Raw genomic sequence first — 12,427 nt, forward strand, 5'->3', positions numbered from 1 at the left:
CCCTAAAAATACCCCCCCCAACACCCACCAAAACCGCCGATCACTCTTGCCCAAGGCAACCCCGCATTCTTACTATTTAACTTTCTCAAACTCAAACACGCTTTTAGCTTTTTTGATTTGGGCAAAGGGTACATGTTTGATCTCTTCTTCTAGTCTAAAGACAATGACATCCCCTTGCACCTCCTGCACCACGCCCTTAAAGCGTTGGTGATCTAAAGTGCGTACCTCCACCAAGTCCCCAATAGAGAGCGCAAAATGCCTCAACTTGCTCAAAGCGCGCTCCAAGCCCATAGAGCTCACCTCTAGGGTGTAGGCACCGGGCATGTTGGCATGCACATCTAACAAGGGCGAAATGAGCAAACTAGCTTCTTGGCATGTGTCCAGGGTTGTGGGACCTTTTAGGGCTTTAATGCTAATGCGCAAAATATCGCGCTGGTTTTCTTTCAATAAAGCGACATCATAAAGCGCGCAATCCATACTCTGTAGGGTGTTTTCTAAGAGGGGTTCTAAATGCTCTAGCACTTGGACTCCTTGGCAATCGTTGCAAAGAGACTCTCTAGGCGCGCCTCTTGTTCTAAGGATTCATCAAGATGAAAGCTCAATTGGGGGCATTTAAACCACCCGCTCACCTGTAAGACATGCGCTCTGAGTAAAGGCGTGGCTTTTTTTAGAGCTTTGAAAATAGCGCTTCTTTCTTGTGCGTCCAAAAAACGCCCATCTAGGTAAATGTGGGCGTGGTACTTGCCCTTAGAACAATGCGCCCTAGTGAGCGTGAGCGCGTGCAATCTAGGATCGCCTAGCGCGCTCAAGGCTTCTTGCAGATACTCTAACAAACCCGCATCAAGGCGTTTGGCATGGATATTCTCCATCAGAGCACCCTAGCCTGCTGGACTTCTTTAAAGCTTTCAAAGACATCGCCCACGCGCACATCGTTATAACGCTCCAGCATGATCCCGCATTCATAGCCCTTAGAAACTTCGTTGGCATCGTCTTTAAAGCGTTTGAGAGAAATGATCTTACCCACATGCACCACCACGCCCTCTCTAATGAGGCGCACCTTGATCCCCTTGTTGATCACCCCATCAACCACCATGCACCCAGCAATCGTGCCCACTTTGGGGATCACAAAGGTTTCGCGCACTTGGGCTTGCCCGGTGTCTTCTTCGTGAATGAGCGGGCTCATCAACCCGCCCACTAGGGCTTTCATGTCATCTAAGAGCGCGTAGATCACGCTATAGGTTTTGATCTCCACGCGCAATTCTTTGGCGCGCGTGCGCACAATGCCGGTGGGGCGGATATTAAAGCCCAACACGAGCGCGTGCGCGTTATTGGCGACCAAGCTAAGATCGTTCTCGCTAATCCCTCCCACTCCCGCACCAATGATTTGCACGCTCACCTCTTCGTTATTCAAGCCCAACAAGCTATGCTTGATCGCCTCCAAAGAGCCCTGTGTGTCCGCCTTGAGCACCACGGGGATTTGGGTGAGTTCTTTAGTGGCGACCATAGAGGCGAGCTCGTCAATATGCACCTTTGTACTCTTGCTCAAGGCTTTTTGACGCAAGTAAGTCGCCTTCTTGTGCGCTAAGGAGCGCGCGGTGTTTTCATTCTCCACGGCGATCAAAGTTGAACCTGCCATGGGCACTTCGCTTAAGCCCGTGATGAGCGCTACACAAGAGGGTTTGAGCTCCTTAACACTGCTGCCTTGATCATCGGTCATCGTCCTAATCTTGCCAAAGGCAATATCTGCCACCACCGCATCGCCCACTTTGAGCGTGCCTTGTTGCACGATCACGGTGGCGACCGCACCCCGTCCCTTTTCTACACTCCCCTCTAACACCACCGCGCGCGCGCTCCCCTTTTCAGGGGCTCTAAGCTCCATGATCTCTGCTTGGATCAAAATGGTTTCTAAGAGGGTGTCAATGCCCTGCCCCGTCTTAGCCGAAATGGGGATAAATTCAAACTCCCCGCCCCAATCGCGCGGGCTAAAACCCAACTCGGCGCATTCGGCTTTGAGTTTGTCCACATTGGCGTTTTCTTTATCAATCTTGTTCATCGCCACAATGATCTGCACACCGGCATCCTTAGCCTGCTTGAGCGCTTCAATGGTTTGGGGTTTGACCCCATCATCAGCAGCGATCACAATGATGGCGATGTCGGTTACCTTCGCCCCGCGTTCGCGCATCTGTCTGAAGGCTTCATGCCCGGGGGTGTCAATAAAAGAGATCCACCTGCCATCTTTTTGCACCATGTAAGCCCCGATGTGCTGGGTGATCCCACCTGCTTCGCTCACAGCCACGCGCTGGTTACGAATCTTATCCAATAAAGAAGTCTTGCCATGGTCTACATGCCCCATGATCGTTACCACAGGGGGGCGCTCGCTCAATGTTTCTGTGCTGGTTTCTTCTTCTTCGGGGATAAAAACCTGTGCGCTCTCAATCTGCACCTCTAGCTTAAACTCTTCGGCTAAAATCTCAATCGCATCGCGGTCTAAAAAGTCGTTTTTAGTAACCATCATGCCCAAATTAAAGAGGGTCTTGATCACATCTGCCAAGTTGAGATTTGCGCTTTGGGCAAATTCATAAACCCGCACTTCCTCAGAGATGGTGATGTTATTTTGCACGCTCTTTTGGGTGCTTTCAGGGCGATAAACCCGTCTCTTCTTGGTGGCGCGGCGAATCCCCCCTTCATTGACCCAGGGGGTTTTACGCTGGATTTTGACTTTATCGGTGATCGCCTTAGGGGGGGTTTCTTCTTTGATCTCCAAATCTTGAGCGTGGAAATCAAAGAGCATGATTTCATCTTGTTCGTCTTCATAGAGATCGTTAAAATCGCGATTTTGTGAGAAATCCAACCTTTGGGCACGATTCTTGGGGCTGGGTTTGGCAGCACTCTTGGGTTTAGAGGGTTTCTTAGCCTTTTTCTCACCTGATTCCTTATGACTCATCATAGAGGCTAGAGCCGCCCTAGCCAAAGCCGCCTCTTCTTGATCGGTGCGTTTGACAATGCGGATTCCGCGTGTTCTTCTAGAGAGCGCATTGGGTTCTTTGGGCGCAACAGGGGGCTCTGTAGGGGCAACTAGGCTTTCTTGTTGGGGCGTAGGGTTTGGAGCGGGGGGTGGAGATGGAGGAGCGGATTCCACTTTGGGAGGGGTGTTTTTAAGAGGACTTGGCTGGGCTTTGCTGATTTGTGGCACTGGAGCAGAGCTGAGCTTGGGAGATTGAGAGGGACTGGGCTTAGGGGGCGTGCCGGTGCTTACGATCTCAATGCTGCGTTTTCTAGAAACGCTACGCGGAGCTTTGGGGGTGGGTACACTCTCCTCCTTGGGAGGGGTCTGCGGAGAAGCTATAGGGGCGATTACCTCTGATTTAGAAAGTGCTTCCATTTTAGCTTTGCTAGCAGAAGAAGCTCTTTTAGAAGGGCGCTTAGGAATGCGCGCGTTGAGCTTATTGGTGATGAAATCGTAAAGTTTGGTAGCAGTTTCTTCATCCAAACTAGAATTTGTTTTAAGATTCAAGCCAATTTCCTTGGCTTCCTCAATCACCATTTTCACATCGGTTCTGCCCAGCTCTAATACAAAATCCTTCAATGCGATATCACTCATGACGCTCTTACCTCTTCTAGCCACGCTTGAATGTAGTTTTTATTTTTGGGGGCATGCCTGACTTTCAAGACTTGTTTATAAACATTCTTGGCATGCAGGCATGCGCCGCACAAATAAAAACTACGCCCGCTTCCTTGAAACACAACAATTTTACTACCCTGCACACTAAAACGCAATAACTCTGCCTGCATTAAACGCTCCCTACAACACACACATGTGCGTACCGCGTTTTTAGAAAAAAAGACGCTAGTCTTCAATCTGCACTCCTTCATTGTCAAAATCTAACGACAATACCCTGAAATTATAATATTTTTCTTGTAATCTTGTTTGCAACGCATGCGCATCTTCAGCATAACACATGTTAAAAAACGATGAACCGCTCCCAGAGAGTGTACTCATCAACGCGCCATGTTCTAACGCCATTTTCTGCACGCCATAGAGCACGGGATAGAGTTTCATGCGCTTATCCTGATGCAAACGATCCTTAGAGGCCACTTGTAATATATCCCATTTCTCTTGGCTAAAAGCCATGCACATCAAACTAGCATGTGCTAGATTGTAAGCCGCATCAGAGTGGCTGCAACGCTTGGGCAACGCTTGTCGTGAGAGTTTTGTAGAAATGGTATGAGGAGGGATCACTACAACCGCTTTGAGGTAACTAGGAATTAAGGTGCGCAAATGATGAACTTTTTTTTTGTTTTCAGTGGATTCTTGATTGGGAAATTTTTCGACCATAGCGACATTAAACCCCCCAAAAACCGCTGGAGTGATATTATCCGGGTGGGATTCATAGACCAAGCTTGCGTTTAACACTTCTTCTTTTTCAATCGTACCATTCAAATAATAATTAATTGCGCTCAAAGCGCCCACAATAATTGCAGAACTACTACCCAATCCTCTAGAAATGGGGATAGCATTGTGAAAGAGAAATTCAAAATTCTGCTGTATACCCCGCTTCTGTAACGCGTTTTTGAACAAGTTAACAAAAATGTTGTCCACCAAAAATTTAGAGAAACCTTCACCTTCGCCCTGAATCTTGATACTCGTAAATACAGAAGGCACGACGCTAAAGCGATTCTTAAGATTCAAGCTCAGACCTAGACAATCAAACCCCGGTCCCAAGTTCGCGCTTGTGGCAGGCACACTGACAACCAAATCACTTCCTAAATTTTGATGCCACATTATAGCTTAATATTGCGTTTTTTACCCTAAACAGGGGGCAAAAGATATAAAGGTTTGGGGTCTGCATCAAACAAATTAGGCTTAAGAAGAACTGGCAATTGCATGGTTTGAACCTTAGGACTTTCCAAAGGACTTAAACAGATTGTACCTTGATGGTATACATAGTAGCTTTTACCAAAAGCTCTAATAGGTTGATAGGCATTAAAGACAAAGCCCAAAGCCCCATAAAGCTTAAGATTTTGTGTGATTGCTAGAGTGTGCACAAAGACATGCACGAGCTTCATCGCGGTAAAACTCCCCGGACCAGTGGCGTAGTAGAGGGTTCGCAAGGTGTAGTTCCTGCACGCAATCCATTTAGCGACATATCCAAACAATGTGGTTAGCGCAAGACTAGCTTGTTTGGTAGAACTCAAGCTATAGCACAACTCGTTTTGCACATAAACACCCATTTGTACAGGACTCTGTAAAGCAAGCACTACAAGCGCGCATGATCGCACCGACAAACCCTAAACTTAGTGATAGGCAACAGCTACTTCTGCAGAAGAAGTATCCTGCTTTTGTGGTGTAGGAGATACATGTACCACCTCATAAGCTTGCGTTTCTAAAACCTCATTGACAAGCATGGCATTGAGTTTATGGCTTCCCATGTAAGAGTGATACGCCCCAATAACTCCCATGCCTAAAAACGCTAAATCTCCCATTGCATCTAAAATCTTATGGCGCACAAACTCCTCTTCATAACGCAACCCTTCTTGGTTGACGATCCCCTGCTCATCTAATACAATGCAATTATTCAAGTTCCCACCCTTAGCAAGTCCGATAGAACGCAAGTAATTCACCTCCTGCAAAAAACCAAAGGTACGCGCGCGGGCGATCTGCTCTTTATACTGCTGCCTTGAAAATTCAAAGTGGTAATGTTGCTCTCTAATCATGGGGTGAGGAAAATTGATAGTAAAGTCAAAAGAGAGAGACGGGTTAGGGCTGATTTTAGCAAACTTGACCCCATCCCTAACCTCTACCTCCCGTGTGATACGCATAAAAGACTTGGGGGCTTCCAGCTCCACAATGCCCGCTTCATCCAAGAGCATGCAGTGGGCAATGGCAGAGCCGTCCATAATAGGAATTTCTTCATTGTCTACAGAGATTTTAAGATTATCGATCCCATAAGCACTCACTGCTGAAAGCAAATGTTCCACAGTAGAAATACGCGCCCTGGGGTTATTCCGGGAGCTCAAAGTCGTTGCCATCGTGGTGTCTACCACGCTCTTATGCGATAAGGGCATTTGTGCATGCAAATCTGAGCGCACAAACACGATTCCATGCCCTGCCCCTAAAGGTTCTAAAACCATTCTAACGGGCACACCCTTGTGCAAGCCAATTCCAACAACTTCTACACTTCTTGCAATGGTTCTCTCTTTCATGCAATATCCTTTATTTTAATTATATCGTCATTTCTAGTTATCAATTTTAACTTGTCATTTTCGTTAATGCGCGCCAACATTACGTCATTAAGAATTTCGCCTTGAAAAGTGATATGGGCAGAATACACATTTTTAAGCACCATACACACCCCCATGCAAATAATAATCCCTTCACAACGCCCATAGATACTAATATTCTGTTCTGAAACAATCTTAGCGCCATGATTAATATTGCCCAAAAAGATCAGGCTAGAAAGACTATCGATTTCTTCTCCGCTGCGGATATGACGTTCAAAAATTTGCACACGATCCAAAATAGGCTGGGGGGATTTAGTCTCCACAGATTCTAAAGCCTCCATAGCTTCATAAATCACAATTTGATCGCTGGGTTTTCCCTTAAGCTCCCTAGCGCTCACGCTGTAAGCAAGTCCATAGTGAGCTAGGACTTCCAACACTTCCAACTCTGGAGGGGCTTTAAATAAAAGTAAATAGTCTTGCAAAAGCGGGGCGTTTTTATGGATAAAATTCAGGTATTGTTCCTTGCGCGCGATGCTTAACTCAAAGCAACGCACTTGCTTTTGTCTAGTTTGTAACACCGATCACCTTTGTTCTTGAATACGCCGTTGTGCTTGGTGCAACACATCATTAAGGCGCTGGATAAAAAGAGTATCCATCCACTCATGCGGGCGCACCGACACACCTTGTACTAACACTTCAAAATGTACATGATCGACTTTGTTCATAAAACTCTTGCCACTGATCCCTAGCACGCTTGTAGGTTCTACCGAATCTGCTTTTCTCACTAGAAGCGAAGAGAGTCCCCCATAGAGTGCATGTAAACCCAAACCATAGGATATAAGCACACTCTTTCCATAACTTTGCATTTCTTCTGCCAACACCACGCGCCCTTCATTGCTGGCAATAATTTTAGAACGCTTTCCAAAGAAATCCACGCCCAAATGCAAGGATTCTCTCAATAAGTTTCTTTTGAAGAAATAGCGTCTTTTAGTGCCAAAAGCGATCAAGATTCTAGGTTTTCCAACGCCTAAAGGGTTAAATGTTTTAAATCTGAAAGCATCATAGGTGGGAAAGTTGGCTAAATCCTGTTTGATAATTTCTTGAATATTAGTGCGCATGTTAGCGCGTTCAAAATCAGGATAAGTGTTGAGACTTGCTATGGCTTCCGCTTCACGTGGATATTTTTTAGCCATGTCAATTTTGTGTTCAATATAGGGGATCTTGGTAATTTGTGTAAAACTTATGGGCAATGTTTTGGTATTGTAGGCTTTATCGCGTGCAATAATGGTGGCGCTAAAGGCACGTTGCTGTAAAGACCATGGTAGAATAGAAGCATAATATTTGTCTTTGGTAAAGGGGAAAGCTTTAAAATCCTGACTTCCATTGTGAATCCATACCGCATCTAAAGACTCTTCATCAACTTTGAAAACCACTAAGGCGCTACCTCCATAAGTAATACTAGGAGATTGGGCAATGGTTTGGATAGTGGGCGCTGTGGTGTCTAGTGTTAGATCAAATTTAGTTGTGCTGGTGTTACCGCTGAAGAAGTTTGCATTGCTCCAATCGCGCATGGTAATTTCATAGTGCAGGAGGGTTTGATCGCCCAGCTGGATACTAGGCTTAGGCAAGTCAAAATTCAAACGACTAGGTTCGTCTAAGACTATTTGTTTTTTTTCATAAACCACTAGATGATCGTTAGTAGAAACTTTGACATGGTAAGAGCGAATTTTAGAGGGAGACTCCAAAGTAACGACCATGCGATGTTGCAGATTCCAATGCGTAGGATTCTCAATGATCACATCCTGCATAGGAGTCCTTTTGCCGCTCGCTTTGATAACTTTCATCGCCAAGCTAATACGCCCCTGATTATCTTTGCTAATCCAATAATTATAACTCAAATACCCGCATCCTATAAGCAATGCCATGATAATCCAACGCAACACGATTTATCTCCCTAAAAAACATAAAGCACATTCAACACAGCAAAGCTAGAACGCTTAAAACCGATGTTGTTGCCAATCAATGTTCGACTATTCTGCCCATTATAATAAGTGGCTGCGCTCTCCATACCAAGACGCAAATAGGTCAAAGGAATCTTAGTGCCTAATTCAAAACGCAAATGCCGCTTATAAGTGAAAACCAGTCCAATATTGATCGTGTAATCAGCTTGCATGAGCATTTTCCAAAACACATTGGAGCTTTTATAGGCGTTGGCAATCACTTCATTAAAAGCGCTACTGCTCATCCCGCGTAACACCATCATGCCCACACCAAAACCCGCATAGGCACCGATGAAATGTTGCTTTTGTTTATCCAAAGGCACATCTACCAACGCATCCATATTTAAAGACCCTAATCCATAAACCCATTTCCCAAAACCCTTAGAGCTATTTTTATTGTTCAGTGTGCTGATTGTAGCAAGTCCGGGCACAACGAGCAAATCTCCATAAATCCGTGTTCCAAAGTAAAGATTGAAGAATTGCTGGTAACCAAGCTCTAAATTCAACATATTAGCTACGCCCTTGATGGTTACATTGGTATTAAAGACATCATTAGCAACAGGGATTCCCAAAGTGGTGTCTATGACCTGCACCCCAGTATAACTTTCCTCTAAAATCCCAACACCATAGCCTCCCCCTAAAAAAAAGCCACTTTTTTCCTTAGCAATCTTATAGCTTTCCAACTTTTTAGCTTTAAAAGCTTCGCTTTTGTTTTTATAATGCTTTTCAATGTATTTTTTAGCATAATAAAATTGTGTTTCTGGCACACCCCCCAAATCCCTAATCTGTTCTTTGAGTTGTTCGATTTCAGGATCGGAGGGTATTGTGGAGATTGCTTGTGGCGTATGTGGCTGTGAAGTTTGTAAGGACGGATGAGGTGTTACGCTTGGATTTGTCGCCACCATACCCGCTACTATTAAGGATTTCATTGCTATTTCCTAAAGCAAAAAATTATAGCTGATGTAGTAGGCATTCCCGCTCACAAAGCTGTAAGAAAAGGCATGGGTAGTTTTAAGAGGAGGAATTTTTAAAGCGAGTTCGATGCGGTGTCGGGTATCTAGAGTTAAAGCCACTCCCAAATTAACCACTAATCCAAAACTATTGGGATTGTGCAATGCGCTGGGATAATCCTTGTAGGCGCTCCAACCCACGCCAAGCCCTCCAAAAACCCCGATAGCATATTTCTTTTTCTTGTCCATAGATTTATCCATCACTAAATCTACATTGAAGCTCACTATCTGATAAGAACTAGACTGCTCGGGCTTTAAAACACTCCTATTAACACCACCCATATATTCCCCGTACACACGCAAGCCACCCACATCGCTTCTAATACACTTTTGATAGCCCGCTTTCAAGCCATACAGAAGGGGTAAACTCCCATTACTCGTTCCATCAACTTTAACACGCGCCTGTGCCAAGAGTAAACCTATAAAAGGTCCACTTTTTTGGCGGGCTACTTCTTGAGCAAATTTTCTTTGTGCTGCCTCAAAGAGTTGCCCTTTGAGCATGTAAATCTGAAATTCTTTTTCCGCACGCGCGCTACGCTGTTCTTGGGCAGGCATTCCTGCCCAACACATCTCTATGAGGAACGCACCTAAAAAAAATTTTGATAATAACATGTGTCTAGAAAACATACTGGTATCCCACATGCATGAGTGTTCCCCACCAAGAAATATCTTTGTTGGTGATTGCTTTAAACTCAAGTTCCACGCGGTTATGCCCAAAGATACTAAAGGCGATCCCCGCATTGGCCATCATGCCAAAAAAAGCGTTGGTACTTGCTCCTTGCGTGATCACCCCCAGCCCCACTCCCAATAAAAAGCCCATCGAAAGGTAACGCTTTACTAAAGGCAGAGTAGGATCGATCATCAAATCCGCATTGATAGTTGCGCTCTGATAACCGATACGCCCGATATTGGCTTGTTTGGGAATCGCCCCGATGTATTGGATGTAAATCCTACGCCCTATGAAATTGGGGCGCATGGTTTTAGCAAAGAGCGAGGGGCGAAAAGTTTGGTAGCCAAAGCGCACGCCGATACTCCAAAGATAGTCCATACGCTTCCCCCGGATTGTACCCTCTTGCATGGCGTGTTTGATCGCACTATTGTAGAAAAAACCTGTGCTAAGTCCCAGCAATAAGCCTGTTTTGCTTTCTGCATCCTTAATATCATCAATCAGGAGAGCAATTTCTCTATCAGTGTATTTTTCGTAAAACTTAATGTATTTGTAGTATTTGGGGTCGAGCGTTTTGTAATCTATACTCCACAACATCTGCCCTGACAAAACCAAAGCAGACAGCCTAAGCGCCCCGCAGATCTGCAATACCAACCCTAGTGAAAGATTTTAATCTTATCATAGCATTTTAAAGGTAAAATCTCTCAAAAAGTGTAGTCATGAAAAAAATCACCTTAGATTCTCTGTATCGTAAAAAACACCCTAAAGAAGGCGCAAGTCCTAGCAAGATCAGCGCGATCACCGCTTACGATGCGCTCTTTGCAAGCCTATTTGACCCCCATGTAGATCTGATTTTAGTGGGCGATAGCTTGAACATGAGTTTTGCGGGCAAACCGGATACCTTGAGTGTGGGCATGGCAGAAATGCTCTATCACACTAAGGCGGTGTGTCGGGGTGTGCAACGTGCCTTTGTAGTAGCGGATATGCCCTATGGGAGCTACACCCATGAAAAACAAGCCCTCAAAAATGCTTTAAAATTCTACCAACAAACGCGTGCAGATGCGATCAAATTAGAGGGCGGACAGGCGCGTGCGCCCTTGATTGCAAGATTGGTACAAGAAGGCGTGGCGGTGGTGGGGCATATAGGGTTGTTGCCCCAAAGTGTGCGCGCGGTGGGGGGCTATAAGATTGTGGGCAAAACACCCACAAGCGCGCGCCAACTTTTAGAAGACGCTTTGAGCGTGCAGGAAGCAGGGGCTAGCTTGGTGGTGTTAGAAGGCGTGGTCGCATCTGTGGCTACAGAGATTAGCCAACGCTTAAAGATCCCCACCATAGGCATAGGGAGCGGGGCGGGGTGTGATGGACAAATTTTAGTCTTTAGCGATCTGCTAGGACTATTCAAGGCGTTTAAACCTAAATTTGTGCGCACCTATTTAGAGGGGGGCACTCTCATAGAAGAGGCGTTGCAACGCTATGTCCAAGACATCCAAACAGGGCATTTCCCCTCTGAGCAAGAGAGTTACTAATGCAACGACTCGTCAATGTGGAGGCACTAGACCTAGAAGAGCAAGAATCTTTAAGCCTACGCCCTAGCTTGTGGGAGGACTATATCGGGCAAGAACAGATTAAAAAATTATTGCAAGTTTCTATTAGCGCCACACGCAAACGCCAAGACACCCTAGATCATGTGCTTTTCTTTGGACCTCCGGGTTTGGGTAAAACCACTCTAGGCCATCTCATCGCTAAAGAGCTTAATGCCAATATCAAAGTTACCACCGCCCCCATGATTGAAAAGACCGGCGATTTAGCCGCCCTTTTAACCAATCTCAACCCTAAAGACATTCTCTTTATTGATGAAATCCACCGCTTGAGTCCGGCCATTGAAGAGGTGCTTTACCCGGCAATGGAGGATTTTAGGCTAGATATTATCATCGGCTCTAAAGCGGCTGCCCAGACCATTAAGATCGATCTAGCCCCTTTCACCCTCATAGGGGCGACCACGCGCGCCGGGTTGCTCTCTAACCCCCTGCGCGAGCGCTTTGGCATGCATTTTCGCATGCAGTTTTACAGCATAGAAGAACTAAGCACCATCATCACGCGCGCGAGCGCGCGCTTGCAAAAGGACATTGAGCCCCAAGCCAGCATGGAGATCGCGCGCCGATCTAGGGGCACGCCCCGCATCGCGCTAAGACTGCTAAGACGCGTGCGCGATTTTGCCGATCATGCCAATGAATCATGCATTTCTTTACAAACCACACTCTTTGCCCTAGAGGAATTGGGCGTGAACGCGCATGGTTTTGACGCGCTGGATTTGCTCTATCTCAATCTCTTAGCCAATGCCAAAAACAAAGCCCTAGGGCTTAGTACCATTGCAGCCAGTTTGCATGAAGATGAAAGCACTATTGAAGAGGTGATTGAGCCCTTTTTATTGGCTAATGGGTATTTGGAGCGCACGGCTAAGGGGCGTATCGCCACGCTCAAGACTTACGAAACGCTCAAACTCAGCCGCCCCCGCTTGCTCTAAAAAT

14 protein-coding genes are annotated in these 12,427 nt (G+C 45.8%); 2 read left to right on the plus strand and 12 right to left on the minus strand.

The window, feature by feature from the left end:
• Window positions 1-72: 72 nt before the first annotated feature.
• The 12 genes from C6G87_RS01070 to C6G87_RS01125 are packed head-to-tail and all read right to left on the minus strand — an operon-like array spanning window position 73 to window position 10,496.
• Window positions 73-522 (minus strand): ribosome maturation factor RimP, encoded by a 450-nt coding sequence (locus C6G87_RS01070; protein ID WP_233708941.1) that lies wholly within the window; start codon window positions 520-522, stop codon window positions 73-75.
• Window positions 516-869: a 30S ribosome-binding factor RbfA gene (gene rbfA, locus C6G87_RS01075; RefSeq protein WP_104751705.1), complete on the minus strand. Its 354-nt coding sequence runs from the start codon at window positions 867-869 to the stop codon at window positions 516-518. Before rbfA ends, C6G87_RS01070 begins: the two co-directional genes overlap by 7 nt.
• Entirely contained in the window at window positions 869-3,601 is a 2,733-nt protein-coding gene (gene infB, locus C6G87_RS01080) for a translation initiation factor IF-2 (protein WP_104751706.1), read from the minus strand. The genes rbfA and infB overlap by 1 nt, the downstream gene beginning before the upstream one ends.
• Complete coding sequence (locus tag C6G87_RS01085; protein WP_104751707.1) at window positions 3,598-3,858, minus strand: DUF448 domain-containing protein; 261 nt, start codon at window positions 3,856-3,858, stop codon at window positions 3,598-3,600. The genes infB and C6G87_RS01085 overlap by 4 nt, the downstream gene beginning before the upstream one ends.
• Complete coding sequence (gene thrB, locus C6G87_RS01090) at window positions 3,848-4,756, minus strand: homoserine kinase (RefSeq protein ID WP_104751752.1); 909 nt, start codon at window positions 4,754-4,756, stop codon at window positions 3,848-3,850. The genes C6G87_RS01085 and thrB overlap by 11 nt, the downstream gene beginning before the upstream one ends.
• 53 nt (window positions 4,757-4,809) lie before the next feature.
• Entirely contained in the window at window positions 4,810-5,280 is a 471-nt protein-coding gene (locus C6G87_RS01095; RefSeq protein WP_104751708.1) for a hypothetical protein, read from the minus strand.
• A gap of 15 nt (window positions 5,281-5,295) precedes the next feature.
• Window positions 5,296-6,204, minus strand: a complete 909-nt coding sequence (lpxC, locus tag C6G87_RS01100; RefSeq protein ID WP_104751709.1) for a UDP-3-O-acyl-N-acetylglucosamine deacetylase — start codon at window positions 6,202-6,204, stop codon at window positions 5,296-5,298.
• Entirely contained in the window at window positions 6,201-6,800 is a 600-nt protein-coding gene (locus C6G87_RS01105) for a septum site-determining protein MinC (RefSeq protein WP_104751710.1), read from the minus strand. Before C6G87_RS01105 ends, lpxC begins: the two co-directional genes overlap by 4 nt.
• Window positions 6,801-6,803: 3 nt before the next feature.
• On the minus strand, window positions 6,804-8,165 hold the full coding sequence (locus C6G87_RS01110; protein WP_104751711.1) for a M23 family metallopeptidase: 1,362 nt from the start codon (window positions 8,163-8,165) through the stop codon (window positions 6,804-6,806).
• Between the two features lie 11 nt (window positions 8,166-8,176).
• Window positions 8,177-9,151, minus strand: a complete 975-nt coding sequence (locus tag C6G87_RS01115; RefSeq protein ID WP_233708942.1) for an outer membrane beta-barrel protein — start codon at window positions 9,149-9,151, stop codon at window positions 8,177-8,179.
• A 9-nt stretch (window positions 9,152-9,160) separates the two neighbouring features.
• Window positions 9,161-9,802: an outer membrane beta-barrel protein gene (locus C6G87_RS01120; RefSeq protein ID WP_233708943.1), complete on the minus strand. Its 642-nt coding sequence runs from the start codon at window positions 9,800-9,802 to the stop codon at window positions 9,161-9,163.
• 46 nt (window positions 9,803-9,848) lie between these two features.
• Window positions 9,849-10,496, minus strand: a complete 648-nt coding sequence (locus tag C6G87_RS01125) for a hypothetical protein (RefSeq protein ID WP_104751754.1) — start codon at window positions 10,494-10,496, stop codon at window positions 9,849-9,851.
• Between the two features lie 122 nt (window positions 10,497-10,618).
• Between C6G87_RS01125 and panB the strand changes: the two genes are divergently transcribed.
• Together panB and ruvB are read left to right on the plus strand one after the other, a co-directional pair.
• Window positions 10,619-11,425, plus strand: a complete 807-nt coding sequence (gene panB / locus C6G87_RS01130; RefSeq protein ID WP_104751713.1) for a 3-methyl-2-oxobutanoate hydroxymethyltransferase — start codon at window positions 10,619-10,621, stop codon at window positions 11,423-11,425.
• Complete coding sequence (ruvB, locus tag C6G87_RS01135; RefSeq protein ID WP_104751714.1) at window positions 11,425-12,423, plus strand: Holliday junction branch migration DNA helicase RuvB; 999 nt, start codon at window positions 11,425-11,427, stop codon at window positions 12,421-12,423. Before panB ends, ruvB begins: the two co-directional genes overlap by 1 nt.
• Window positions 12,424-12,427 lie beyond the last annotated feature (4 nt).

It is taken from the genome of Helicobacter baculiformis, from assembly GCF_900197685.1.
In the GTDB taxonomy this organism is placed as follows: domain Bacteria; phylum Campylobacterota; class Campylobacteria; order Campylobacterales; family Helicobacteraceae; genus Helicobacter; species Helicobacter baculiformis.

Bases quoted from the DNA above. Each gene is read 5' to 3' on its own strand.
- rbfA (WP_104751705.1), bottom strand. From the start codon at position 869: ATGGAGAATATCCATGCCAAACGCCTTGATGCGGGTTTGTTAGAGTAT.
- infB (WP_104751706.1), bottom strand. From the start codon at position 3,601: ATGAGTGATATCGCATTGAAGGATTTTGTATTAGAGCTGGGCAGAACC.
- lpxC (WP_104751709.1), bottom strand. From the start codon at position 6,204: ATGAAAGAGAGAACCATTGCAAGAAGTGTAGAAGTTGTTGGAATTGGC.
- C6G87_RS01115 (WP_233708942.1), bottom strand. From the start codon at position 9,151: ATGAAATCCTTAATAGTAGCGGGTATGGTGGCGACAAATCCAAGCGTA.
- C6G87_RS01120 (WP_233708943.1), bottom strand. From the start codon at position 9,802: ATGTGTTGGGCAGGAATGCCTGCCCAAGAACAGCGTAGCGCGCGTGCG.
- C6G87_RS01125 (WP_104751754.1), bottom strand. From the start codon at position 10,496: ATGTTGTGGAGTATAGATTACAAAACGCTCGACCCCAAATACTACAAA.
- panB (WP_104751713.1), top strand. From the start codon at position 10,619: ATGAAAAAAATCACCTTAGATTCTCTGTATCGTAAAAAACACCCTAAA.
- ruvB (WP_104751714.1), top strand. From the start codon at position 11,425: ATGCAACGACTCGTCAATGTGGAGGCACTAGACCTAGAAGAGCAAGAA.